Origin of the sequence: Acidovorax sp. FJL06 (assembly GCF_003852545.1) — a bacterium.
GTDB lineage: Bacteria > Pseudomonadota > Gammaproteobacteria > Burkholderiales > Burkholderiaceae_C > Acidovorax.
On sequence record NZ_QAJR01000003.1, the window covers coordinates 267,194 to 291,307 of the forward strand.

Below are 24,114 nucleotides of genomic sequence, written 5' to 3' on the forward strand. Positions count from 1 at the left end.
AACGGGTGCGAGAGGTCTCAGTAGAACTTCTTGAGGTCCATGCCCGCGTAGAGCTGGCCCACCTGGGCTTCGTAGCCGTTGAACATCAGGGTCTTGCGCTTCTTGGCAAACAGGCCGTCTTCGCCAATGCGCCGTTCGGTGGCCTGGCTCCAGCGCGGGTGGTCCACCTCGGGGTTCACGTTCGAGTAGAAGCCATATTCCTGCTTGGCCGCCTTGTTCCAGGCCGTGCCGGGCTCCTTCTCGACGAAGCGGATCTTGACGATGCTCTTGGCGCTCTTGAAGCCGTATTTCCAGGGCACGACCAGGCGCACGGGCGCACCGTTCTGGTTGGGCAGCACCTCGCCATACATGCCAAAGGCCAGCAGCGTCAGCGGATGCATCGCCTCGTCCAGGCGCAGGCCTTCCACGTAAGGCCAGTCGAGCACACGCGAACCCACATAGGGCATGGTGGCCTTGTCGGCCAGCGTCACGAACTCCACGTACTTGGCGCTGCCCTGCGGCTCCACGCGCTTGATGAGCTCTGCCAGCGAATACCCCACCCAGGGGATGACCATGGACCAGCCTTCCACACAGCGCAGGCGGTAGATGCGCTCTTCCTGTGCGCTGAGCTTGAGCAGGTCGTCGATGCCGTACTTGCCGGGCTTCTTGACCAGGCCCTCGATCTCCACCGTCCAGGGCGTGGTTTTCAGCGTATGCGCATTGCGGGCCGGGTCGGCCTTGTCCGTGCCGAACTCGTAGAAGTTGTTGTAGGTGCTCGCGTCCTTGTAGTCGGTGAGCTTCTCCATGGTGGCGGCACCCGCCACGCCAGACTTTGCGCCGGCAAGCACCGCCAGCTTGCCGGGGCGCGCAGCCCCCGCCTGCTGGGCCATGGCCTCTCGGCCTGCCCACGACGCCAGCGCCGCACCTGCAGCACCGCCAGCGAGGAGCTTGAGCATCTGGCGGCGGTCCTCATAGGCCGCGCGGGGGGTGATGTCGGAGGAGTGCGGGTGGTTAAAACCCGGGTTGCGCGATGGAATCAACATGGGGGCTCCGGTCATTCTCTGGGGGAAAAGCTGTGCGGTAGAGCCGCACAACGGGTAGTTCGTTCCCTGGAACGCTCAGGTTACACCGGAGGCAAAAAACCTGCCTGCCAAGCCCGCCCCGCCCTACGCAACCCGGCAGCCCCCCCGGGCGCTCACGCCGCCTCAGAGCGTGCCGTAGCTGTGCAGGCCGCTCAGGAACATGTTCACGCCCAGAAACGCGAACGTGGTCACAGCCAGGCCCACCAACGCCCACCAGGCGGACACGGTGCCGCGCAGCCCCTTCATGAGGCGCATGTGCAGCCAGGCGGCGTAGTTGAGCCAGACGATCAGGGCCCAGGTCTCCTTCGGATCCCAGCTCCAGTAGCCGCCCCAGGCCTCGGCCGCCCACAGCGCGCCCAGCACGGTGGCAATGGTGAAGAACGCAAAACCCACGGCGATGGACTTGTACATCACGTCGTCCAGGATTTCGAACGATGGCAGGCGTGCCGCGATGCGCTTGCGGCCCAGCAGGATGCCCGCGACGATGAACGCGGAGATGCCGAAGTACACCATCCAGTAGCTGCCGCCGTTTTCGGTCGCGCCCTGGCGGAACACGATGGGCTCGAAGCACAGCACCACGCCCAGCAGCCACAGGGGCGCAAGCTTGTACCAGCGCGTCTCGCTCGCCTGCTGCTTGATGAGGTAGGCAAACGCCACCATGGCCGACAACGCGAAGGTGCCGTAGCCGATGAAGTTGGCGGGCACGTGCAGCTTCATCCACCAGCTCTTGAGCGCCGGCACCAGGGGCTGGATCTCGTGCGCCTCGCGCACCACGGTGTACCACAGCAGGAAGCCCACGGCCGCGCTCACCACCAGCATCACGAAGCCGCCCAGGGCACGGGTGCCGTACTGCTCTTCGTAATACAGGTAAAACGCGGCCGTCATCCAGCAGAACAGCACGAACACCTCGTACAGGTTGCTGACCGGAATGTGGCCGATGTCGGGCCCGATGAGGTAGCTCTCGTACCAGCGCACCAGCGTGCCGATGAGCGCCATGGCCACCGCCACCCAGGCAATGCGCGAACCCAGCAGGCTCATGGTGTGGCCCTCGCCACGCGAGAACATGCCGATCCAGTAGAACGCCGTGCTGATGAAGAACAGCATGCTCATCCACAGGATCGCGGACTGGCTCGACAGGAAATACTTGAGGCCGAACACCGTATCGGCGCGCGCCAGGCTGCCCGCCCCGTCCTGCTGGTACAACCCCACGCCCAAGAGGGCCATGGCCGCCACGATGAGCATCAGCACCCGCAGCGGCCGCCAGAACCAGCCCAGCCAGATGGTGCAGGGAATGGCAGCCAGCAAGATGCCCTTTTCGTACACGTCCATGAAGCTGCCATAGCGCTGCAGTGCATAGAGCCCCCCCGCAGCCACGATGGCGGCAAACAGCCAGTCCAGCCAATTGCGGCGCGCAAAAAACCCCTCGTTCAAGGTGATCGTCGTGGTGGTGGTGGCGGAGGAAGAAGTCGCGGTATTCATGCGGTGCCTTCGCGGGGCGGCGCCCCGATCAGTTTGTGTGCGAGCTGTGCAAACTCCTGGTCGCTGTCCAGCGTCTTGCGGTTGGTGGACAGCGCCATGGTGGCGTGGGTGCGGCCGTCCTGCGGTGCCACCCAGACCCACACGCGCCGCTCGCGCACATAGAGCATGGCAAAAACGCCCAGGATCAACAAGGCGCAGCCCAGATAGACAACATTCTTGCCAGGGGCACGGGCCACCTGGAACACACTGGCCTGCACCTGCGTGAAATCCTTGAGCTCAAAGGCCAGCGGCGCCGGGTAGATCTGCGCATCACTCAGCGAGAGCACGGCCTGCGTCATGAAGGCCTGGGTGCGGTCGTCCTGCGGCAGCGGGGGCAGACCGGCCTGCTTGCGCGCAAGCTGGGCCACCTCGAACAGCGTGCCATTGAGGATGCGCACCAGCACCTCGCCCGCCCGGGCGCGCTCGGCCTCGGGCACGTTGGCCTCCATGAAGTCCGACACCGCCTGCAGCCCCCCCGTGGGCTTGCCATCGACCATGCCCTTGCCGGCAAACAACGCCAGCGCACGCACGGCAGACTGGTGCAGCTGTTCGGCCAGTTCGGGGCGCGCGGCATCCATGGCCTGCGACACATAGCGGCGCACCGCCTGCTCGCGGGCCTCGGGGTCGGCCAGGGCGGCCTTCATGCGCATGAAGCCATCCATGCTGCCCTTGTCGTCGGCCGGCACCCGCAGGTAGCGGAAGGGTTCTGCGGGAGACTCGCGCACCCCCAGCAGGAACACCGGCGCGCCATCGCCCGTGTCCACGGGCAGCATGTAGTTGTGGAACTCGCGGGCCTGGCCTGCGGCGTCGCGCAGCTTGTAGCTCACGCTGGGGCCCACGTTGCGCAGCTCTTTCTTGGTCACGGTCTTGTTGGCCGCGCCCAGGCGCGACTCCACCGACTCGCGCAGGTCCACCTTGCGCACATCCGCGCCGCTGCCGCCAGGGCCTGCGCCGCCAAAATTCTCGACGTTGATGGTGCGCAAGGCCGTGAACTCCAGCGTCAGCGTGTCGCTGCCCGGCCCGCCCCCCTGGTTCGTCAGTTGGGTGGAACCGCCCACCACCCCTTCCACATCAAACGGTTTGGCGCCCGCCACCATGGGCACGGCGCGCAGCACAAGGCGCGAGCCACCATCGTCAAAACTCGACTGGTAGATCTCGATGCCTTTGTAGCTGGCCGGATGGTTCACCTCCACGCGCGCCGGGGTCTTCTCGCCCGTGGCCTTGTCGTGGATGACGATCTCGCTCGCAAACAGCTTGGGCATGCCCGTGGAGTAATGCTCCACGATGAACTTCTTGAGCTCGATGGCAAAGGGCAGGTCCTGCAGCAGCACCCCATCGGACTGGCTCAGGATGGCCGTGCTCGACTGCGTGCCTTCGGCCACGAGCAGGTTGCCCCGGAACGTGGGGTTGCGCTCGGACAGCCGGTGCTCGGGCTTCACATCAGCGATCAGGCCACCGCCCTGGTACGGCGTCTTGCCGAGGAGCAGCATCTGGCCGCGCACGATGAGGTCGCCGTCCAGCAGCCCGCCCACGCACACCAGCACAATGGCGCTGTGCGCCGCGATATAGCCGATCTTGTTGGCGGCGCCCGCCTTGGCCGCCACCATCCAGCCGGTGCCGGGGCCTGCCGCCGTGTCGCGCTGCTGCAGGCGCACCTTCCAGCCACCACCGGCCAGCAGGGTGCCGATGCGGCGCGCCTCCACGTCTGCTGGCTGGGGCAGATCAGCCTGCGCCTTGTGGTGAAACGCCTTGAGGCTTTGCTCACGGATGTTTTCCTTGTAGGCCTTGAGGTCCACCAGGATCTTGGGCGTGTTGCGTGCAATGCACAGCGAGGTGCTGACCACCAGGAACGCGAGGATCAGCAGGAACCACCAGGCGCTGTACACCGCGTTGAGCTGGATGGCCCCGAACAGCTCGGCCCAGAACGGCCCGAACTGATTGACGTAGTTGACCGCCGGCTCGTGCTGCTTGAGGACCGTGCCGATCACCGAGGCAATGCAGATCACCGTCAGCAGCGAGATGGCGAACCGCATCGAAGACAGCAGCTCGACCCCGGCGCGCAAGGCCTGGGAGCCGGACTGGACACGAAGGCCCTGGGTGTTGTCGGACATGGATGAATGAACGCGATGGGCTGCGCAGCGCGAAGGAAAAGGGGAAGAAAAAAGAAAGAAAAAGGGCGGGACCATCAGTGTGATGGACCCGCCCTTTTTGGGTTTGTTATTGGCGGTAGGTTCCGTGCGGCCCGGTCAAACAAGCCACGGTTTGTTGACGAAGATCAATCAACGCAGGCCGGCGATGTAATCCGCCACGGCCTTGATTTCCTTGTCGTTGAGCTTGGCTGCCACCTGGGTCATCTGCAGGCTGTTGCTGCGCGAGCCGTCGCGGAACATGTTCAGCTGCGACACCGTGTAGTCGGCGTGCTGGCCCGACAGGCGGGGGTACTGCGCGGGGATGCCGGCGCCATTGGGGCTGTGGCAGCCCGCGCAGGCGGCGATGTTGCGGTCGGCAATGCCACCGCGGTAGATGCGTTCGCCCAGGGCCACCAGGTCCTTGTCCTTGGCAAAACCGGCCTTGGCGGGCTTGGTGGCCAGCCAGTAGGCGATGTTGCGCATGTCGTCGTCCGACAGGGCCGTGGCAAAGCCCTTCATGACGGCGTTGTTGCGCTTGCCCGATTTGAATTCCTGCAATTGCTTGACCAGGTATTCAGGGTGTTGCTGCGACAACTTGGGGTTGGCCGCGATGGCCGAGTTGCCGTCGGCGCTGTGGCAGGCCGCGCACACGGCGGTGAAGCTGGCCTCGCCCTTGACGAGATCCGGCTTGGCCATCTTGGGGGCATCGCCCGCCGCAAAGGCCGAAAAAACAGGTGCTGCCAGTGCGGCAGCCGTCAGCAAGGAGGCGAGCAACTTCATATCGGGGGTGTATGTTTATGTGCGCAAAACCGCGCGATTCTACAATGAGGCTTCCTCGGATCCCAATTTCTCATGACGACTTCCTCCATCGCGCCAGTTGCTGGCTCCCTCCCGCCCGCACCCGACGCCAAGATCGCCATGGGCTGGATGCACACGGCCAGGTTCCTGACCACGGCTGCGCAGCTGCACCACCTGCCGCCCATCGACGTGCCCGAGATTGCCTTTGTGGGCCGCTCCAACGCGGGCAAATCCACCTGCATCAACACGCTCACGCAGCAAAAACAGCTGGCGTTTGCCTCCAAGAAGCCGGGCCGCACGCAACACATCAACCTGTTCTCGCTGGGCAAGCAGGGCGTGACCGACGCCGTGCTGGCCGACCTGCCCGGCTATGGCTATGCCGCCGTGTCGCGCTCGGACAAGGTGCGCTGGCAGCAGGTGATGGTGAACTACCTGGTCAGCCGCACCAGCCTCACCGGCATCGTGCTGCTGTGTGATCCGCGCCTGGGCCTGACCGAGCTGGACGAAGCCCTGCTCGAAGTCGTGCGCCCCCGCGTCGAAGAGGGTCTGAAGTTCCTCGTGGTGCTGACCAAGGCCGACAAGCTCACCCGCGCCGAACAGGCCAAGGTGCTGTCGATTACGCGACTGCACGCGGGCGGCGGCGAGGTGAAGATGTTCTCGGCCCTCAAGAAACAAGGGGTGGACGACGTGGCCCAGCTGCTGTGGCAATGGGCCCACCCGGTGCGCCCTGCGGCAGAGCCCGAAGCGGCCGACGGTGCGCAGCCTCCCGCGGCAGGCGCCGTCCCTGAGGATTCAGACAAAAACAGCCTCTAGCGCTTGACCATCATGCGCTAGCAGCTATTTAATTAATAGCAATAGAGCCATGATCCAGCAACACGCCGTTCCCCTTCCCCATGGCATTACCCTGCACTGCCGCGTGAGCGGCGTGGCGGGGCGCCCGGTGCTGCTGTTCCTGCACGGGTTTCCTGAGGGGGCCTTCATCTGGGACGAGCTGCTGCTGCATTTCTCCCGCCCTGAAAACGGTGGCTACCGCTGCGTGGCGCCCTACCTGCGCGGGTTTGGCCCGTCCAGCAGCCCGGCCGGGGTGGACGCCTACCGCGCCAAGCACCTGGTGCAGGACCTGGTCGCGCTGATCGCCCACGAATGCCCCGGCGGCGCGCTGGAATGCTTGGTGGCACATGACTGGGGCGGCGCCGTGGCCTGGAACCTGGCCAACCAGCAGCCGCAGCTGATGCAGCGCCTGGCCATCCTCAACTCGCCCCACCCCGGCGCGTTTGTGCGCGAGTTGGCGCACAACCCGGCCCAGCAGGCGGGCAGCCAGTACATGCACTTCCTGTGCCGCCCTGACGCCGAGGTGCTGCTGGCGGACAACGACTTTCGCCGCCTGTTCGGCTTTTTCGACGCGCCGGACGGCAGCGCCCCCGCCTGGCTCACGGACAGCGTGCGCGACCAGTACCGCACCCTGTGGCAACAGGGCCTGACCGGCGCCTGCAACTACTACCGCGCCAGCCCCATCCGCCCGCCACGCGATGGAGACCCTGGTGCCTTGGCCATCACCCTGCCCGACAGCATGCTCACGGTGACCGTGCCCACGCTGGTGCTGTGGGGCCTGGACGACCCGGCCCTGCTGCCGGGCCTGCTCGACGGGCTGCCCGGCTGGGTGCCGCAACTGCAGTTGCACCGGGTGGAAGGGGCCTCGCACTGGATCGTGCACGAGCACCCGGAACGGGTGGCCCTGGAACTGCAGCGCTTCTTCAATCAAAAAGCATAGCTACTACCGCCCGCTGGGCAAGCGCTACAGCCTTTTTTGACCATAGCTCTTTTAGTCCCGCGAAGTCACGCTCGATCCCTCGCAACCGTTCAGGCAGTGCCTGTCGAAGCCTCGTGCAGCGCAGCGCAGCGCTGTGGCAGGCGCGGCGCGAACGGATGGATATGGCCGAACGCCTATCGGTGTCAGTACACCGACTCCTCGCCCTCGGGCCGGGTCTTGAAGCGCTTGTGCACCCAGTAGTACTGCTCGGGCATGGTGTCGATGACGGCCTGCAGCTCGCGGTTCATGTGCACGGTGTCGGCCTCGGCGTCATCGGTGGGATAGCCGGTCCACGCGGGCGACACCTCGGCCACATAGCCCGTGGGCGTCATGCGCGAATACACCCCCACCACCTTGGCGCGCCCCAGCCGCGCAAAGCGCGACAGCGATGGGATGGTGGCCGCCGTCACCCCGTAGAACGGCACGAACACCGAGTCGTTGCGGCCATAGTCCATGTCGGGCAGCAGGTACAGCAGGCCGCCCTTGCGCAGGCTGGCGATGATGGGTTTGACGCCGTCGGCACGGTTAAGCATGCGCACATCGCCAAAGCGCTGGCGCCCGGCCATGAACCAGGCATCCACCGCCGGGTCGGGGTGGGTGGCAAAGATCGACGTGAAGGCACGGCCGGTGTTCAGCGGCAGCGCCAGCCCGCCCGCATCCATGCCGTAGAAATGCGGCGCGAACAGGATGGTGGGCGTGTCGCCCTCCAGCTCGTGCACGGCACCCGTGAGGCGCACGCGCTGCTCCACCACCGCACGCGGCGCAGCCCAGAGCCAGCTGCGGTCCAGCCAGGCCTGGCAAAACGCCACAAAGTTGGCCCGCGCCACGGCGCGGCGGCGCGCCTCGGTCCAGTCGGGGAAGCACAGCGCCAGGTTGCGCAGCGCCACCTTGCGCCGCCGCACCACCAGCACATACGCCACCTGCCCCAGCACCCAGCCCATGCCCCGCAGCACAGGCAGGGGCAAGCGCGCCAGCACGCTCATGAACCACACGCCCAGGCGGCCGGTCATGCGGCACCCCCGGCAGCAGATTCAGCCGGTGCGGCATCCCCGCGCGGCTGCTTGTAGCGGCCATAGCCCCACAGATACTGCTCGGGGCACTGGCGGATGAGGTGTTCCATGGCCTGGTTGACCTGCAGCAGGGCCCGGTCCATCTGGTCGGACAGTGGCTGGGCCAGGGGTTCGAAATGCGTGACGTAGCCCCGCCCCCAGGACAGCCGCTCGCAACGCACCAGCACCACGGCCGCGCCGGTCTGCTGGGCCAGGCGCACGGCCAGGGTCATGGTGTAGGCATCGCGGCCAAAAAATGGCGCCCACTGGCCCTGCCCTGCGGGCGGCACCTGGTCGGGCAGCAGGCCCACGGCCTCGCCCCGGCGCAGGGCCTTGATCATCTGGCGCACGCCCGCCAGCGTAGTGGGCACGGCCAGCATGCCGGGGCGGTTGCGCGCGGTTTCCATCACCTTGGCCAGCCAGGCCTGGCGCGCGGGGCGGTACAGCACGGTGATGGGGCCGCGCTCGGCGCTCCAGCGCCGCGCCGCCGCCTGGGCCGACAGCTCGAAACAGCCCTGGTGCGGCGTGAGGTACAGAACCCCGCGCCCGGCCGCATAGGCCTCTTCCACACAGGCCTCGCCCTCGATGCGGCAGGGCAGCGGCGCCCCCAGCCACAGGCGCGGCAGCTCGGCCACCATGCGGCCTGCGTGGGCCACCGCAGCCCGCACCGCACCAAACGGATAGCCCGCCAGCGCCGAATGGGCGAGAAAGCGGCGCCGGTAGGTGGGCGACGCACAAAAAGCCACCCAACCCATCGCTGCGCCCATGACATGCAGCAACCACAGCGGGAATACGGAAAAGAATCGGAAGACGACTGGCATTAAAATAGAGGGGTCGCTGAGTTAAATGAGCAACTTGCAGGGCGACGTAAAAAAAATCTGCTAAAGCGTTCGCCAAAGCTCCTTCGGGGTGAGGGCAACGCCCCAAATGCCGGAACACAGGAGTTTATTCAAATGGCGAACGACTTTCTCTTTACCTCGGAATCCGTCTCCGAAGGCCACCCCGACAAGGTGGCCGACCAGATCTCTGACGCGATTCTCGACGCGATCTTCACCCAAGACCCCCGCTCGCGCGTCGCCGCCGAAACGCTGACCAACACCGGCCTCGTGGTGCTGGCCGGCGAGATCACCACCAACGCCCATGTGGACTACATCCAGGTGGCGCGCGACACCATCAAGCGCATCGGCTACGACAACACCGACTACGGCATCGACTACAAGGGCTGCGCCGTGCTGGTGGCCTACGACAAGCAGTCCAACGACATCGCCCAGGGCGTGGACCATGCGTCAGACGACCACCTGAACACCGGCGCCGGCGACCAGGGCCTGATGTTCGGCTATGCCTGCGACGAAACGCCCGAGCTGATGCCCGCGCCCATCTACTACGCGCACCGCCTCGTCGAGCGCCAGGCCCAGCTGCGCAAGGACGGCCGCCTGCCCTTCCTGCGGCCCGACGCCAAGTCGCAAGTCACGATGCGCTACGTGGACGGCAAGCCCCACAGCATCGACACCGTGGTGCTCTCCACCCAGCACCACCCCGACCAGTCGCAAGACCAGCACCACATGAAGGCCAGCTTCACCGAGGCCATCATCGAAGAGATCATCAAGCCCGTGCTGCCCAAGGAATGGCTGCAGAACACGCGCTACCTGATCAACCCCACCGGCCGCTTCGTCATCGGCGGCCCCCAGGGCGACTGTGGCCTCACCGGCCGCAAGATCATCGTGGACACCTACGGCGGTGCCTGCCCCCACGGCGGCGGCGCGTTCAGCGGCAAGGACCCAACGAAGGTGGACCGCTCGGCCGCCTACGCCGCGCGCTACGTGGCCAAGAACATCGTGGCCGCCGGCCTGGCCCGCCAGTGCCAGATCCAGGTGGCCTACGCCATCGGCGTGGCCGAGCCGATGAACATCACGGTCTACACCGAAGGCACGGGTGTGGTGCCGGACGACCGTCTGGCGGCGCTGGTGCGGGAGCATTTCGACCTGCGCCCCAAGGGCATCATCCAGATGCTGGACCTGCTGCGCCCGATCTACGAAAAGACGGCTGCGTATGGCCACTTTGGCCGCGAAGAGCCTGAGTTCAGCTGGGAAAAGACGGACAAGGCTGCTGCGCTGCGCGCAGCGGCGGGCCTGTAAAGGCCCCGAGCGAAGCGAGCTTGTCCGGCTTTCGGCGCAGGCTCATATCGCGCAGCGATGTGAAGGGCCGCAAGGCCCGTGCCACAGCCAACGCACGGACAAGGCCGCGGCACTGCGTGCGGCTGCGGGGTTGTAAGCCCGCCGCGCAAGCAGCACGAAAGCACCAAAGCCATCCATGGACCCACACCCCTCGCCCCCTCGCTTTTGGCGTGATCCGGCGCTTCCTTTCGTTGAAAGCCGGAGTGCCCTTGGCAGCCGTGCCTGCTATCGGCCACACACGCATGCCACGTATTCCATCGGGGTGGTGGACGCTGGCACCAGCATCTTCGCATCCGGCGGCCGCAGCGTGCGCCTGACGGCTGGCGCGCTGGTGGCCGTGCCCGCAGGCTGCGTGCATGCCTGCAACCCGGCGCCAGGTGGTCCGTGGAGCTACCAGATGCTTCACCTGGATGCGGCCTGGCTCGAACGCACATTGGCACAAGCCAAGGCCCCGCCCAGCCCCCGCCACGCGCTGGTGCTGCACGCCCCCCTGGCCTACGAAGCGTTCTGCGCGCTCAATCGCCAGCTGTTTTCCGGGGTGGCCGCCACCGCCAAAAGCGCCGCGCTGACAGAATTCCTTGCGCTAGGCGCCTGGCGTTCAGGTGATGTGCTTGCATTGCCCCCTGGCACCGCCCCCGCACGGCTTGCGCGCGTGCAAGCCTTGCTGCAAGAACGGTACGCCGAACCGCTGCCGCTTTCCACATTGGCCCAGGCTGCCCACATGGCACCGCATGCGCTGGTCCGGGCGTTTCGCGCCGCAACGGGCCTGACGCCCCATGCCTATCAGCTGGACCTGCGCATCAATGCGGCGCGCGGGCTGCTGCGCGTTGGGGATGCCTCTGCCGACGTGGCGCAGGCGCTGGGTTTCTATGACCAGAGCCATTTCCAGAACGCGTTCAAGCAGCGCGTGGCCGCCACGCCAGGCGACTACCGGCGCTGACGCCACGCCTGCCGACACCGCACGCGCTGCGCAGCTGCAGCCAGCAATTTTTTCCAAGACCGTCGCGCGGTCCGCCGACGAAACTGCACGCCGCGCGACAGGGGTCGCGCCCCACGAAAGGCGCTGCATTGGCCGAACAATTTCTCATGGTGGCAGGGGCCCACTTTCTGGCCCTGCTGAGCCCCGGACCGGATTTTTTCCTCATCGTGCGCACGGCGCTGCTCCATGGATGGCGGCGCGCCAGCGGCATCTGTGTCGGGGTGGCGCTGGGCAATGGCCTGTTCATCACCTTGGCATGGGCCGGACTGTCCGCCATCCAGCCGGACAGTCCCGCCTTCACGCTCTTGCAATGGGCCGGCAGCCTGTACCTCGCGTGGCTCGGCTGGCAGTTGCTGCATTCGTCCGGCACCTCCATCGCGGTGGATGGGGGCCTCAACGGCGCCCCGCCGCCCGGTTGGGGGCAGGGCCTGCGCATGGGGCTGGCCTCTGCGCTGCTCAACCCGAAAAATGCGCTCTTCTATGCCAGCCTGTTCAGCTTGCTGGCAGGAACGCAGCGCAGCGTGCAGGCGCTTTACGGTGCGTGGATGGTGGGTGCCGTGCTGGGCTGGGATTTGCTGGTGGCCGCTGCGGTCGGACACCGCAGGGTGGTCGAGCGCTTCGCACGGCATCTGCGGTCCATCGAACGCGCCACCGGCGCCGTGCTGCTGCTCATCGCCGTGGGCGTGGCCACCCAGTCCCTGGCAAGCCGATGAACGACGGCCCCGATGCGCGCCCCGCTGGGGCCAGCGCCAGCCCCTCATACCGGTATGCGTTCAAAAATATAAGTCCGTTCACGCTGAGTCCGTCGAAGGGCTCAGCCCGAACGGTTCCTGTTGATTGAACGCAAATTGGTATCAGTTTTTCATGGTGCGTGCACCACCCGCAGCGGATGAAACCGGCGCGACCCACGCCAGCGCCCCCGTGCAAGGGCCGCCCCGCCGCACCGGGGGCGTCCCCCTCCCGCCTTGCGCAGCAAGGCGAGAGAGGGGCTGAGGGCCGCGGCTCCAAGCCTGCCTGCGCAGGCTTGGACGGCCCCGAAGGGCTCTCGCCTCTGGCGAGTGCGCCGAGGCGCGAAGCGACTCAGGGGATGTTTCACTTCAGGCCGCGTCCTGCGCCTGCACCACGCAGTTGCGCCCGCTGGACTTGGCCTTGTACAGCGCCGTGTCCGCGCGCTTGATGAGAGCATGGCTGTCTTCCTTGTGGTCCCAGGTGGCCACGCCGAAGCTGGCGCTCACATGGCCCACGGCGTCGAACGGAACGCCCGCGATGCGCGCGCGCACCGCTTCGGCCATGGCCATGGCGGCATCGACCGGGGTTTCCTTGAGCAGGATGATGAACTCCTCGCCGCCAAAGCGCGCCGCGCAGTCCGACGAACGCAGCAGCTCGCGCACGCGCAGGGCTGTGTGCTTGAGCACCACGTCGCCCGAGTCGTGCCCGAAGGTGTCGTTGATGCGCTTGAAGAAGTCGATGTCGAACATCACCACCGACAGCTGGCTCTTCTTGACACGCGTCTCGGCCATGCCGGCCTCCAGCCGCTCGAAAAAGCGGCGGCGGTTCACCAGGTCGGTGAGGAAGTCCTTGGTGGCCAGGTCTTCAAGCTTGGCGTTGAGCCGCGCCATGGGCTCGATCACCAGCGACGACAGCGAGAGGTTGAGCACCACGAACAGCAGCGCAAAGCTGGCCACCAGCGCCGCCATCACGGTGTTGAAGGTCTGGCGCGCCTTCTCCAGCGGGAAGTACATGGGCACCTTCACCACCTGGATGCCCACGGTTTCGTTCATGCCCCAGCCAAAGCCGTTCTTGTCGCCATAGACCTTGAGCATGGTGGGCGGCGCCACGGCCGGCGTGCTGTGGCAGGCCATGCACTGGGCCTGCTTGATGGTGATGGGCCGGGCCACGTACATGGCGCGGTGCATGCCTTCACCCACCTCGCCCGCCACTTCCTTCTTGAGGTCGGCCCGGCCCTCGCGGAAGTCGCTGATGATGCGCTCCTCCCACTCGTTGGCCCGGTCGCGCAGGTTGGTGGGGTTGAGCACCGCCTCCTTGTACTCGTAGCCCGGAAAGCGGCTCTGCAGGCGGCGCAGCGTCTCGGTGGCGGCGTAGGCCGGCACGGTTTGGGGCAGGAATTTCTCGGCCAGCGTCACGTCCAGGTGCGGCTTGACCAGTTCGGTGGTGTAGTCGCGGATGGCCATGGCGGCGTGCATCATGATCTGCGAGTTGTGCTGCACCTCCTCGATGGCCGCCTGCTGCAGAAAGCGGTGCACATAGGCGCCCGCGCCCAGCACCGCCAGCAGCAACACCGCCGCCAGCACCAGGTTGAATTTGAGCCGCAAAGACATGGATCTCCCTCAGGTTCGGCGCGCAGCCGGCGGTTCGGTGGCGCTGGCGCCGGAGAGCCCGACTGCGCGCAACCATTGTTCGTGGGACACAAAGTTTGCGTTTGTGCCAGATTTGCGCGCGGCGGTCCAATGTTTTGTGCACCACGGAAGCCGGGACCAAGAGCGGATAACAAAACCCAGCGCAGCGGTTCTGGCTAGGCGCCGCATCGCAGGCAGTAAGGGTAGTACGACAAGACGCGGCAACGACGCCCGAAGGGTTGAGTGAGCCGCTCTACAGCCCCCGGGCGCTCAGCGACAAAGTCCGCCGATAGACCGGGCGCACCCGGTACAGCTGCGCGGGCCGGTGTGCGCCGCCGGTCTGCAGCGCGCCCACCAAGGGCTCCAGCATGTCCAGCTCGTCCATCTTGCGGCGAAAGCTCACCTTGTTGACCGGCTCGCCCAGCACGGCCTCGTACACGGCCTGCAATTGCGGCAGCGTGAAGGGTTCGGCGCACAGATGCACGGGCAGCGATGAATACTGGCTTTTGCTGCGCACGCGCAACACGGCCGCGTCGATGATCTGGCGGTGGTCAAACGGCAGCGGCGGCAGCGCATCCACCGGCACCATCTCCACCCGCCCACCGGCCTGCGCCAGCAGGCTGGCCGGCACCAGCGCGCAATAAGCCACGGCCACCGACCAGCCCCGGGGGTCGCGCACCGCCCCCGTGAAAGTGGCCAGTTGCTCCAGATAAGGGCTCTCCAGCCCGGCCTTGTCGCGCAGCACCCGCACGGCGCTGGCCTGGGCGTCCACATCGTCCTGGGCATGGATGTACCCGCCGGGCAGCGCCAGGGCCTGGGCAAAAGGCTCGCGCTCGCGGCGCACCAGGGCCACCTGCAGCGTGGCCTGCTCCAGGGTGAGCAGCACCACGTCCACGGTGCAGATCACGGAGGGAATGCTGTCGGGCTTCATGCGGCGGGGTAGTTCATTGCAAAATTGAACGAACAAGGCTACCACCAAGACAGGCTGCGGCAAAGCAGCGCTGTGCATTCGACGCTCTGCCGATCCGATACACCCTCTTGCAAATCACTTAGTTGCAAAATTGATCTAACAAAACTACACTGCCCCCACAGCGAAGGAGAAAGACCATGGCCACACGCACCACCCAGCTTCTGGTGATCGACCCCCAGAACGATTTCTGCGACCTGCCCGCCACGCACTGCCCCGCAGGCAGCGCACCCAGCCTGCCCGTGGCGGGCGCCCACGCCGACATGCTGCGCCTGGCGGCCTTCATCCGAGCGCAAGCCGATCAGCTCGACGCCATCACGGTCACGCTCGACTCGCACCAGCGCTTCGACATCGCCCACCCCGGCTTCTGGCAGCAGGCGGGCGGCGGCGCGGTGGAGCCCTTCACCCCCATCACCGCCGCCCAGGTGCGCGCGGGCGACTTTGCACCGCGCAATGCCACCGCCCTGCCGCGCACGCTGGCGTACCTGGACGCGCTCGAAGCCCAGGGCCGCTACACCCTCATGGTCTGGCCCGTGCACTGCGAAGTCGGCAGCTGGGGCCACGGCGTGCACGCAGACATGTTGGCCGCCTGTGGTGACTGGCAGCTGCAGCGCCAACGCGCCGTGCGCAATGTGTTCAAAGGCACCAACCCCTGGACGGAGCACTACAGCGCCATCGAGGCCGAGGTGCCCGATGCGGGCGATGCGAGCACCGTCCTGAACACCGCCTTGCTGCAGTCGCTGGGCCAGGCCGATCGGCTGTTGATTGCGGGCGAGGCCAGCAGCCACTGCGTGCGCTCGACCACCGAGCACATCGTGCAGCACCTGCCGCGCCTGGTGCCGGGCTGGCAGGCGCGCCGCATCGTGCTGCTGACCGATGGCATGAGCCCGGTGGGCGGTTTCGAGGCCCAGCACCAGGCGTTCATGGAGGCGATGCGCGCCGCCGGCGCCCAACTGGCAAGCATGCGTGAAATTAGCCTCTAGCGCTTATCCATCAAGCGCAAGAAGCTATCAAATTGGGAGTAATCACACCATGAACCCCGTCATCACCAGCCTGCTCGACACCGACCTCTACAAGTTCACCATGTGGCAGGCCCTGCTGCATCGCCACCCACAGACGCAAAGCGAATACCGCTTCGTCTGCCGCAACCAGCCGGTCTATCCGCTGGCCGAGCTGCTGCCCGAGGTGAATGCCGCGCTCGACCAGCTGTGCAGTCTGCGCTTCACGGCCGGCGAACTCGACTACCTGGCCGGGCTGCGCTTCATCAAGAGCGATTTCATCGACTTCCTGCGCATCTTCCAGTTCCAGCGCAGCTTCATTGAAGCGCGCGCAGACGGCGACACACTCAGCATCGTGGCGCGCGGCCCCCAGGTGCATGTGATGGGGTTCGAGATCTTTGTGCTGGCCATCGTCAACGAGCTGTACTTTCGCCGTTTCGATGCCACTGCCGCCCTGGCCAGCGGCCGCGAGCGCCTGGCGGTCAAGGTGCAGCAGCTGCAGGACCTGGCCCAACAGGCCACGTTGCGCCACCCCTTCGAGCTGTTCGACTTCGGCCTGCGCCGGCGCTACAGCGGCGTCTGGCAGCGCGAGGTGGTTCAGACCTTTGCCACGCAGGCGCCGCAGTGGTTCAAGGGCACCAGCAACGTGCTGCTGGCGCGCGACCTGGGTCTGGTGCCCATCGGCACCATGGCGCACGAGTACCTGCAGAGCTACCAGGCGCTGGGTGTGCGGCTGCGCGACTTCCAGAAGGCGGCCCTGGAGGACTGGGTGCAGGAGTACCGGGGCGACCTCGGCATTGCGCTGACCGACACCGTGGGCATGGACGCCTTCCTGGCCGACTTCGACCTGTACTTCGCCAAGCTGTTTGACGGCCTGCGGCACGACTCGGGCGACCCGGTGGCCTGGGGCGAGAAGGCGCTGGCGCACTATGCGAAGCTGCGCATTGACGCGCACACCAAGCGGCTGGTGTTCTCCGACGGCCTCACGCTCACCAAGGCGCTGGCGCTGTACCGGCATTTTGGCGACCGCACGCAGCTGGGTTTTGGCATCGGCACCCACCTCACCAACGACATGGGGGATGTGCCGGAGATGAAACCGCTCAACATCGTGATGAAGCTCACCCGCGCCAACGGCCAGGCGGTGGCGAAGTTGTCGGACACGCCGGGCAAGACGCTGTGCGACGATGAAACCTACCTCGCGTATCTGCGCCAGGTTTTTGGCGTGAAAGGATGACACCATGCTCCGCATCACCATCGCCCAGCTCAACCTCACCGTCGGCGACATCGAGGGCAACGTGGCCCGCATGGTGGCCGCCGCGCAGCAGGCCGCCCGCGCGCAGTCCGACCTCATCGTGTTCAGCGAACTCGCGCTGTGTGGCTACTACCCCGGCGACATGCTGGACGAGCCGCCCTTCCAGCAGCGCGTGCAGGACGGCCTGGCCGCGCTGCAAAAGGCGTCGGCCGAGCTGCCCGCCTTGCACTGGGTGGTGGGCGCCCCCACGCCCGCCACCGGCCCCGGCAAGCGCCTGCACAACAGCCTGCTGGTGCTGCAGGGCGGCGCCGTGCGCCTGCAGTACGCCAAGCAGCTGCTGCCCACCTACAACATCTTCGACGAACGCCGCCACTTTGAGCCCGGGCCTGATGTGGCCAAGGTGCTGCGCATCGGCGGCGCGCAGGTGGGCCTGCTGGTGTGCGAGGACGGCTGGAACGACCACGGCACCGACTACGCCACCAACCCCTTCGAGCGCCTGCGCGACGCCGCACCCGACCTGGTCATCAGCATCAACGCCAGCCCCAGCCATGTGGGCAAGCGCGAGCAGCGCCACCAGATCTTCGGCGGCGCGTCGCGCCGGCATGGCCTGCCCATCCTGTACGTGAACCAGGTCGGCGGGCACGACCAGGTGGTGTACGACGGCGCATCGTTTGCGGCCGAGCCCGAGGCGGGCCTCGTGTTCGAGGCGCCGCGTTTTGTGGAGGATGTGCGCACGCTGCAGTTCGACAACGGCCGCTTCCTCACGGCCGAGGGCCAGGTACCCGAGCCGGTGCCTGCTGCAGGCCTGCCCACCATGGAGTTCTACCGCCAGCAGATCCTGCTGGGCCTGCGTGACTACGCGCGCCGCTGCGGCTTTGCGCGGGTGGTGGTGGGCAGCTCAGGCGGCATCGACAGCGCGCTCACGCTGGCGCTGGCGGCCCAGGCGCTGGGGCCCGAGAACGTGGTGGGCATCACCATGCCATCGCGCTACTCCAGCAGCGGCTCGGTCGACGACTCGGTGGCGCTGTGCCAGAACCTGGGCGTACAGCTGCACACCCACCCCATCGCCGACCTGGTGGCGAGCTATGCGCGGCAGTACGAAGCCAGCTTCGGCCAGCCGCTGACGGGCCTGCCGCTCGAAAACCTGCAGGCCCGCATCCGGGGCACGGTGCTGATGGAATACTCCAACGCGTTCGGCCACCTGCTGCTCACCACGGGCAACAAGTCCGAGATCTCGGTGGGCTACTGCACGCTGTATGGCGACACCAATGGCGGGCTGGGCTTGATTGGCGACCTGTACAAGACCGAGGTGTTTGCCCTGTCGCGCCATGTCAATGCACAGGCGGGGCGCGCGCTGATCCCGCAGGCCATCATCGACAAGGAACCGTCTGCCGAGCTGGCCCCCGGCCAGCGCGACGTGGATAGCCTGCCGCCCTACCCCGTGCTGGACGAGGTGCTCAAGCTGCTCATCGAAGGCGAGCGCCTGTCGGCGGCCGAACACCAGGCCGCAGAGGCCTTTGTGGCCCAGCTGCAGGCCAACGACGCCGGGCGTGCCCTGGTGCAGCGCGTGCGCATGATGGTGGCGCGCAACGAATACAAACGCCGCCAGGCCCCGCCCATCCTGCGGGTGCGTCCGCGCGCGTTTGGCAGCGGGCGCCAGATGCCCATCGCTGCAAGGTATGTGTGACCCATGCACCCCTTCGGTAGAATTACTATAAAAACAATAGCTGCTTGGGCATGATGGACGCGCGCAAGCGGCCAAAAAACTCAGAATTTCGGAGACCCATGTACGACACCGCCCTCCTCATCGGCCGCTTTGAACCCGTGCACAGCGGCCACCTGGCCCTGCTGCACGAGGCCCTGCGCGTGGCGCCCCAGGTCATCGTGGTGGTGGGCTCGGCCTGGCAGGCCCGCTCGCCCAAGAACCCCTTCACCTGGCAAGAGCGCGAAGCCATGCTGCGCGATGCACTGCCCCCGGCCGACCGCAGCCGCATGCAGGTGCTGCCGGTGCGCGACTACTACAACGAGGCCGTGTGGGTGCAGGCCGTGCGCCAGGGTGTGGCGCAGCACACGCAGACCGGCGCCCGCATCGCGCTGGTGGGCCACTTCAAGGACGCAACCAGCAGCTACCTGCGCGCCTTCCCGGGCTGGGCACTGATCGACCTGCCGCGCCAGGGCAGCATGGACGCCACCACCATCCGCGACGCCTACTTTGGCGCCACAGCCACCACCGTGGACGCAGCCCTGGCGCCGCTGGCCGCGCAGATCCCGGCCAGCACGCTCGGCCAGCTGCAGGCCTTTGCGCACACGCCGCACTACGCCGCGCTGCAGGAGGAGTGGCGCATGCTGCGCGGCTACCGCCAGGCCTGGTCCGCCGCGCCCTACCCGCCCGTGTTCGTGACGGTGGACGCCGTGCTGCGCTGCCAGGACCACGTGCTGCTCATCCGCCGCGCCCACGCGCCCGGCAAGGGCCAGATCGCCGTGCCCGGCGGCTTCATCGAACAACGCGAGACGGTGTGGCAGTCTTGCCTGCGCGAGCTGGTGGAAGAAACCCACTGCGCCTTGCCCGAAGCCCACATGCGCGCCGCGCTGCAGTCGGTGGCCGTGTTCGACCACCCCGACCGCAGCCAGCGCGGCCGCACCATCACCCACGCGCACTACTTCAACCTGGGCGATGCGCCCTTCCCGGTGGTGCAGGCCGATGACGATGCGATGCTGGTGCAGTGGACGCGCATTGACCAGTTGGCCGGGATGGAAGAAGAGTTCTTTGAAGACCACTTCCACATGCTGGACCATTTCCTGCACCTCACCGACGCCTAGCGGCCGGCCGAGAGCTGATGCCGTGTCATGCGGATTTGCATGTGATAGCACAGCCGGGCGAATCGGCTATCGCGTGCGGTGACAGGCCAATTCGCACCAGTGACCCATTGCACTGCGTACCACCCACGATGCTGAATACTGGCGCAGCCGAGGCCAGCGCCCCCGCGCAAGGGCCGCCCCGCCGCGCTGGGGGCGTCCCCCTCCCGACTCGCGCAGCGAGTCGAGAGAGGGGGAAGGCGCGAAGCGACTCAGGGGGTGCTTATCACGCGTGGCTGCGCAGCCAGTCCGTGAAGGCGCGCACCGGCATGGGCCGCGCATACAGATAGCCCTGGTACTGCGCGATGCCGCGCCCCGCCACCCAATCGAGCTGCTCCTGCGTCTCCACGCCTTCGGCCACGGCGGTGAGCTTCATCAACGTGGACAGCGAAACGATCAGCTCGGCCAACGAGCGGTTGGCGTCCGTGTCCTGGATGAAGGTCTTGTCGATCTTGAGCGTGTGGATCGGAAACCGCTGCAGGTAGGCCAGGTTGGAATAGCCGGTGCCGAAATCGTCCAGCGCGATGGTCAGGCCCAGGGCCGACAGCTCGCGCAGCACGCTCAGCACATGCTGGTCTTCGCCCAGCAGCATGGACTCGGTGATCTCCAGCTCCATGCGCGCGGGGTTCACCCCGGCCTCGCGCAGCACGCTGGTGATGTCGTGCAGCAGGCTGGGCGAGGCGAGCTGGCGGGGCGACAGGTTGACCGACACCACCAGGTCAGAGCCCTGCGCCGCCCACGCCACCTGCTGGCGCGCGGCCTGGGCCAGCACCCACAGCCCGAGCCCCCCGATGAGGCCGCTGGTCTCGCAGGCCGGGATGAAATGCGCGGGCGACACCAGGCCCAGGCGCGGGTGGTTCCAGCGCACCAGCGCACCAGCGCCTCCACCGCGCGGATGCGGTTGGTGGCCACATCGACGCGGGGCTGGAAGTACACCTCGAACTCCTCCCGCTCCAGCGCCTGGCGCAGCTCTTTCTCCAGCTCGGTGCGGCTGCGCACCGTCTCGGCCATGTGCCCGTCGAAGTAGGCCAGGGTGTTGCGCCCGCGCTGCTTGGCCGCGTACATCGCCAGGTCGGCATTGCGCAGCAGGATCTCGATGGTCTCGCCGTCCTGCGGGTACAGCGCCACGCCAATGCTGGAGGTCACACGCAGCGGCGTGCCGGCCACCGACAGCGGCGCGGCCAGCGCGACGGAGATGCGCTCGTGCAGCGCATCCAGGTCCTCGCGCATGCGCGGCGAGGTCAGCAGCACCAGGAACTCGTCGCCGCCCCAGCGGGCCAGCACCTCGGTGCCATGCCGCGCGTGGCGCAGGCGCTGCGCCAGGGCCACCAGCAGCTCGTCGCCCGCTGCGTGGCCCAGCGTGTCATTCACGTCCTTGAAATGGTCCAGGTCGATGAGCAGCAGCGCCGCCTCCAGCGACTGGGCGCGAGCCTCCTCCATCGCACGCGCAAAACGCTGCGTGAAGTGGGCCCGGTTGGGCAGGCCGGTGAGCACATCGTGCAGCGACTGGAAGTTGGCACGCTCCTCGGTGCGCTTGATGGCGCTGATGTCGGCCTCGCTCACCAGCACGGCGTCCTGGCCGGTGATGGCGTCGTTGCAGCGGCGCGCCGACAGCTCGTGCCAACGGTCGCCCTGCGGGGTGCGCACCGCCAAGGTGAGCGTGCCCACGCCCTGCTGCTCCAGGCTGCGCGACAGCGCCGCAAAGGCCGCCGCGTTGCCGATGCGCTCCTGCAGCCGCTCGCCCGGGCTGAGCACGGCAGCCCGCGCGGCCGGGTTGCGGTAGAGCGCCTCGCCGTTCGCGTCGTACAGGGTGATCATCACCGCCGTGTGCAGCAAGGCCTCCACCGAGCGCAGCGACTCGGGCGGCACCACGCCCACGGGCTCGGCCTCGCAGAGCATGCTCATGCGGCCGTCGGGCAGCCGGTGGCCGCTGAAACGCACGTTCAGCGAGACGGGGACTCCGCCGGGGTAGATGGTCCACTGCTCGTTGAAGCTGGCATCGGCCCGCAGCACAAAATCGCTCTGGTACTGCGCCAGCCGCCGCGCCACCGATTCGGACATGTCATGCCCCATGTCGCGCCCGCACAGCTCGGCCAGCGTGGTGGCGCCCCACACTGCCAGCGCGGGGGTGTTGGCCCAGTGAACGCAGTGGCCGTCGATGTCGAACACCCAGACCGGGCGCGACAGCCACTCCAGCGCCGCATAGCGCGCGGCGCGCCCGGCCAGCTCGCTGGCAGGGGGCAGGCGGTCCGCCGGCAGGCGTGCTGCCGGGGTGGGCGCCGACACGGTCATGCCGGCCCGCAGCCCGGCGCCAAGCCCAGGGCCTGCGCGCTCAAAAGGGTCTGCGAGAACCGGGCGGACATGGGCGATGAAGAGGTGGGAGAAAAACGCAAGGAACGTTGGCGCTACGAGCAATTATCAATTGCATCTTCGCACACTCCCATGGCTTGTCCAGCCCACTTTGGCAGCGGGCCGGGGCCCGCCCACGGCCACGCCCCGCCCGGCCCCACCCGATCAAGCCACGCGGAATTGGCCCACCGTCTGCGACAGCGCCACGGCCTGCTGGCTCAGCGACTGGGCGGCCGCCAGGGCCTCTTCCACCAGCGCAGCGTTCTGCTGGGTGCCCTGGTCCATCTGCGCAATCGCCTGGTTGACCTGGGCAATGCCAGCGCTCTGCTCGCCACTGGCGGCGCTGATCTCGGCCACCATGGTGGTCACGCTCTTCACGCCCGCCACGACCTCGCCCATGGTGGCGCCGGCCTGTTCCACGAGCTGGGCCCCCACGCCCACCTTGGCCACGGAGTCGTCGATCAGGCCCTTGATCTCCTTGGCGGCGGCTGCGCTGCGCTGGGCGAGGCTGCGCACCTCGCTGGCCACTACCGCAAAACCACGGCCCTGCTCGCCCGCACGGGCCGCCTCCACGGCCGCGTTCAGCGCCAGGATGTTGGTCTGGAAGGCAATGCCGTCGATCACGCTGATGATGTCCACGATCTTGCGCGAGGACTGGTCGATGGAGCCCATGGTGCCCACCACCTGCTGCACCACGTCGCCGCCCCGCACAGCCATGTCGGAGGCCGCACGCGCCAGCTCGTCGGCGCGCTTGGCATTGGCCGCGTTCTGCTGCACGGTGGCGGTGAGCTGTTCCATCGACGCGGCGGTTTCCTGCAGCGCGCTGGCCTGCGACTCGGTGCGGGCCGACAGGTCGCCATTGCCGGCGGCAATCTCGGAAGACGCGGTGTTGATGGAGTCGGTACTGTCGCGCACCTGTGTCACCAGGTGCGACAGCTTGTCGCGCATCGCACGGATGGCATGCAGGATGCTGGTGGTGTCGCCGGGCAGGGTGTGCACTTCCACAGCCAGGTTGCCGTCGGCGATCTGCGTCACCACCTCGGCCGCGTACTGGGGCTCGCCGCCAAGCTGGTGCACCAGGGTGCGCAGCATCTGCCAGGCCATCAGCGCCACGATGAGCATCAGTGCCGCGCCGATGGACAGCAGGATCGCCGTATTGCGCCAGAAGGCCGTCTCGATGTCGTCCACATAGTCGCCAAAACCGATGATCCAGTCCCAGGGCTCGAACTTGATGATGGCGTAGAGCTTGTCCACCGGCGCCTTCGCACCCGGGCGCGTGCCCGGCGCCGTGACGGTGCCCACCGTCACGCCCTGCAAGGCGGCCCGGTAGCGCACGCCGGCCTCCTTGCCGCCCTTTTCATCGACGATGCCAATGCGCTTGGGATTGGGGTGCACGTAGTTCACATCGTTGCTGAAGCCGCGCACGAAGAAGTACTTGTCCTTGTCCACAAAGCTGCCGATGCTGCGCTCGGCCTCCTTGATCGCGTCCTCGCGCGAGAGCGCACCGCTTTTTTCCTTCTCATGCGCTTTCTGCGCAGCGGCATGGGCCAGCACCACCAGGTTGGACAGCTGCGCCGTGCGCTCCTTCATCATGGACTGGTACAACGTGGTGAGGGCCACGGCAGAGAGCACAACAAGGCCCAGAAGGGTGGCGGCACACAGCCACAGGATGCGGGTTTTGAGTTTCATGGACCTGCCCTCTTCTCGGAATACGGAATTAAAAGTAACCAGAAGATACAACGAGGTCCATACCCCATGGGCGAGCCAGCCTATGCGGGCACCCGCAACCCATCAGGTGCCCGCGCGCTCCAACATGG

At 67.0% G+C, this 24,114-nt stretch carries 19 protein-coding genes and 1 pseudogene; 9 read left to right on the top strand and 11 right to left on the bottom strand.

Going from position 1 to position 24,114, the window contains the following annotated elements:
- Window positions 1-17 precede the first annotated feature (17 nt).
- The 4 genes from msrP to DBV10_RS02905 form a co-directional block, all read right to left on the bottom strand.
- Window positions 18-1,022: a protein-methionine-sulfoxide reductase catalytic subunit MsrP gene (gene msrP, locus DBV10_RS02890; RefSeq protein WP_124510426.1), complete on the bottom strand. Its 1,005-nt coding sequence runs from the start codon at window positions 1,020-1,022 to the stop codon at window positions 18-20.
- A 162-nt stretch (window positions 1,023-1,184) separates the two neighbouring features.
- Window positions 1,185-2,540: a c-type cytochrome biogenesis protein CcsB gene (gene ccsB / locus DBV10_RS02895; protein WP_124510428.1), complete on the bottom strand. Its 1,356-nt coding sequence runs from the start codon at window positions 2,538-2,540 to the stop codon at window positions 1,185-1,187.
- Entirely contained in the window at window positions 2,537-4,690 is a 2,154-nt protein-coding gene (locus DBV10_RS02900) for a cytochrome c biogenesis protein ResB (protein ID WP_124510431.1), read from the bottom strand. The genes ccsB and DBV10_RS02900 overlap by 4 nt, the downstream gene beginning before the upstream one ends.
- A gap of 168 nt (window positions 4,691-4,858) precedes the next feature.
- Entirely contained in the window at window positions 4,859-5,488 is a 630-nt protein-coding gene (locus DBV10_RS02905; RefSeq protein WP_124510433.1) for a cytochrome c, read from the bottom strand.
- A 72-nt stretch (window positions 5,489-5,560) separates the two neighbouring features.
- On the opposite strand from DBV10_RS02905, the gene yihA reads away from it, so the two are divergent.
- The gene (yihA, locus tag DBV10_RS02910; RefSeq protein ID WP_124510435.1) at window positions 5,561-6,319 is read left to right on the top strand and encodes a ribosome biogenesis GTP-binding protein YihA/YsxC; all 759 of its coding nucleotides are present in this window, start codon (window positions 5,561-5,563) and stop codon (window positions 6,317-6,319) included.
- Between the two features lie 49 nt (window positions 6,320-6,368).
- Window positions 6,369-7,277: an alpha/beta fold hydrolase gene (locus DBV10_RS02915; protein ID WP_124510437.1), complete on the top strand. Its 909-nt coding sequence runs from the start codon at window positions 6,369-6,371 to the stop codon at window positions 7,275-7,277.
- A gap of 182 nt (window positions 7,278-7,459) precedes the next feature.
- On the opposite strand, the gene DBV10_RS02920 is transcribed toward DBV10_RS02915, so the two are convergent.
- On the bottom strand, window positions 7,460-8,326 hold the full coding sequence (locus tag DBV10_RS02920; RefSeq protein WP_124510439.1) for a lysophospholipid acyltransferase family protein: 867 nt from the start codon (window positions 8,324-8,326) through the stop codon (window positions 7,460-7,462).
- Window positions 8,323-9,186: a lysophospholipid acyltransferase family protein gene (locus tag DBV10_RS02925; protein WP_124510441.1), complete on the bottom strand. Its 864-nt coding sequence runs from the start codon at window positions 9,184-9,186 to the stop codon at window positions 8,323-8,325. Before DBV10_RS02925 ends, DBV10_RS02920 begins: the two co-directional genes overlap by 4 nt.
- Window positions 9,187-9,318: 132 nt before the next feature.
- On the opposite strand from DBV10_RS02925, the gene metK reads away from it, so the two are divergent.
- The 3 genes from metK to DBV10_RS02940 all read left to right on the top strand — a co-directional run bounded on the left by metK (window position 9,319) and on the right by DBV10_RS02940 (window position 12,231).
- Complete coding sequence (gene metK, locus DBV10_RS02930) at window positions 9,319-10,500, top strand: methionine adenosyltransferase (protein ID WP_124510443.1); 1,182 nt, start codon at window positions 9,319-9,321, stop codon at window positions 10,498-10,500.
- Window positions 10,501-10,675: 175 nt separating this feature from the next.
- Entirely contained in the window at window positions 10,676-11,479 is an 804-nt protein-coding gene (locus tag DBV10_RS02935; RefSeq protein ID WP_124510445.1) for an AraC family transcriptional regulator, read from the top strand.
- Between the two features lie 128 nt (window positions 11,480-11,607).
- Window positions 11,608-12,231 carry a LysE family translocator gene (locus tag DBV10_RS02940; RefSeq protein ID WP_124510447.1) on the top strand — a complete coding sequence of 208 codons (624 nt, stop codon included), beginning with the start codon at window positions 11,608-11,610 and terminating at the stop codon, window positions 12,229-12,231.
- 384 nt (window positions 12,232-12,615) lie between these two features.
- Here the strand turns inward: DBV10_RS02940 and DBV10_RS02945 are convergent, their stop codons facing one another.
- Both DBV10_RS02945 and DBV10_RS02950 read right to left on the bottom strand, forming a co-directional pair.
- Window positions 12,616-13,857, bottom strand: coding sequence for a diguanylate cyclase (locus DBV10_RS02945; RefSeq protein WP_124510449.1), 1,242 nt, complete (start codon window positions 13,855-13,857; stop codon window positions 12,616-12,618).
- A 271-nt stretch (window positions 13,858-14,128) separates the two neighbouring features.
- Window positions 14,129-14,806, bottom strand: coding sequence for an NUDIX domain-containing protein (locus DBV10_RS02950; protein WP_124510451.1), 678 nt, complete (start codon window positions 14,804-14,806; stop codon window positions 14,129-14,131).
- 176 nt (window positions 14,807-14,982) lie between these two features.
- On the opposite strand from DBV10_RS02950, the gene DBV10_RS02955 reads away from it, so the two are divergent.
- From DBV10_RS02955 to DBV10_RS02970, 4 genes are all read left to right on the top strand, one after another.
- A complete protein-coding gene (locus DBV10_RS02955) occupies window positions 14,983-15,825 on the top strand; it encodes a cysteine hydrolase (RefSeq protein WP_124510453.1) in 843 nt (280 codons plus the stop codon).
- Window positions 15,826-15,874: 49 nt separating this feature from the next.
- Complete coding sequence (gene pncB, locus DBV10_RS02960; protein ID WP_124510455.1) at window positions 15,875-17,074, top strand: nicotinate phosphoribosyltransferase; 1,200 nt, start codon at window positions 15,875-15,877, stop codon at window positions 17,072-17,074.
- A gap of 4 nt (window positions 17,075-17,078) precedes the next feature.
- Window positions 17,079-18,779: an NAD+ synthase gene (locus DBV10_RS02965; protein ID WP_124510457.1), complete on the top strand. Its 1,701-nt coding sequence runs from the start codon at window positions 17,079-17,081 to the stop codon at window positions 18,777-18,779.
- 98 nt (window positions 18,780-18,877) lie between these two features.
- On the top strand, window positions 18,878-19,912 hold the full coding sequence (locus DBV10_RS02970) for a bifunctional nicotinamide-nucleotide adenylyltransferase/Nudix hydroxylase (protein WP_124510459.1): 1,035 nt from the start codon (window positions 18,878-18,880) through the stop codon (window positions 19,910-19,912).
- A 262-nt stretch (window positions 19,913-20,174) separates the two neighbouring features.
- Here DBV10_RS02970 and DBV10_RS23000 read toward each other — a convergent pair whose 3' ends face one another.
- The 3 genes and pseudogenes from DBV10_RS23000 to DBV10_RS02980 all read right to left on the bottom strand — a co-directional run bounded on the left by DBV10_RS23000 (window position 20,175) and on the right by DBV10_RS02980 (window position 23,986).
- A complete protein-coding gene (locus DBV10_RS23000; RefSeq protein WP_370451088.1) occupies window positions 20,175-20,816 on the bottom strand; it encodes an EAL domain-containing protein in 642 nt (213 codons plus the stop codon).
- Window positions 20,817-20,866: 50 nt separating this feature from the next.
- Window positions 20,867-22,240: pseudogene (locus tag DBV10_RS23005) on the bottom strand (diguanylate cyclase domain-containing protein); the annotation flags it as partial.
- Window positions 22,241-22,462: 222 nt separating this feature from the next.
- On the bottom strand, window positions 22,463-23,986 hold the full coding sequence (locus tag DBV10_RS02980; protein ID WP_124510461.1) for a methyl-accepting chemotaxis protein: 1,524 nt from the start codon (window positions 23,984-23,986) through the stop codon (window positions 22,463-22,465).
- Between the last annotated feature and the right edge of the window lie 128 nt (window positions 23,987-24,114).

What these genes read in the sequence shown, in the direction of transcription:
- msrP (WP_124510426.1), bottom strand. Translation starts at nt 1,022, where the DNA reads ATGTTGATTCCATCGCGCAACCCGGGTTTTAACCACCCGCACTCCTCC.
- ccsB (WP_124510428.1), bottom strand. Translation starts at nt 2,540, where the DNA reads ATGAATACCGCGACTTCTTCCTCCGCCACCACCACCACGACGATCACC.
- DBV10_RS02900 (WP_124510431.1), bottom strand. Translation starts at nt 4,690, where the DNA reads ATGTCCGACAACACCCAGGGCCTTCGTGTCCAGTCCGGCTCCCAGGCC.
- DBV10_RS02905 (WP_124510433.1), bottom strand. Translation starts at nt 5,488, where the DNA reads ATGAAGTTGCTCGCCTCCTTGCTGACGGCTGCCGCACTGGCAGCACCT.
- yihA (WP_124510435.1), top strand. Translation starts at nt 5,561, where the DNA reads ATGACGACTTCCTCCATCGCGCCAGTTGCTGGCTCCCTCCCGCCCGCA.
- DBV10_RS02915 (WP_124510437.1), top strand. Translation starts at nt 6,369, where the DNA reads ATGATCCAGCAACACGCCGTTCCCCTTCCCCATGGCATTACCCTGCAC.
- DBV10_RS02920 (WP_124510439.1), bottom strand. Translation starts at nt 8,326, where the DNA reads ATGACCGGCCGCCTGGGCGTGTGGTTCATGAGCGTGCTGGCGCGCTTG.
- DBV10_RS02925 (WP_124510441.1), bottom strand. Translation starts at nt 9,186, where the DNA reads ATGCCAGTCGTCTTCCGATTCTTTTCCGTATTCCCGCTGTGGTTGCTG.
- metK (WP_124510443.1), top strand. Translation starts at nt 9,319, where the DNA reads ATGGCGAACGACTTTCTCTTTACCTCGGAATCCGTCTCCGAAGGCCAC.
- DBV10_RS02935 (WP_124510445.1), top strand. Translation starts at nt 10,676, where the DNA reads ATGGACCCACACCCCTCGCCCCCTCGCTTTTGGCGTGATCCGGCGCTT.
- DBV10_RS02945 (WP_124510449.1), bottom strand. Translation starts at nt 13,857, where the DNA reads ATGTCTTTGCGGCTCAAATTCAACCTGGTGCTGGCGGCGGTGTTGCTG.
- DBV10_RS02950 (WP_124510451.1), bottom strand. Translation starts at nt 14,806, where the DNA reads ATGAAGCCCGACAGCATTCCCTCCGTGATCTGCACCGTGGACGTGGTG.
- DBV10_RS02955 (WP_124510453.1), top strand. Translation starts at nt 14,983, where the DNA reads ATGGCCACACGCACCACCCAGCTTCTGGTGATCGACCCCCAGAACGAT.
- pncB (WP_124510455.1), top strand. Translation starts at nt 15,875, where the DNA reads ATGAACCCCGTCATCACCAGCCTGCTCGACACCGACCTCTACAAGTTC.
- DBV10_RS02965 (WP_124510457.1), top strand. Translation starts at nt 17,079, where the DNA reads ATGCTCCGCATCACCATCGCCCAGCTCAACCTCACCGTCGGCGACATC.
- DBV10_RS02970 (WP_124510459.1), top strand. Translation starts at nt 18,878, where the DNA reads ATGTACGACACCGCCCTCCTCATCGGCCGCTTTGAACCCGTGCACAGC.
- DBV10_RS02980 (WP_124510461.1), bottom strand. Translation starts at nt 23,986, where the DNA reads ATGAAACTCAAAACCCGCATCCTGTGGCTGTGTGCCGCCACCCTTCTG.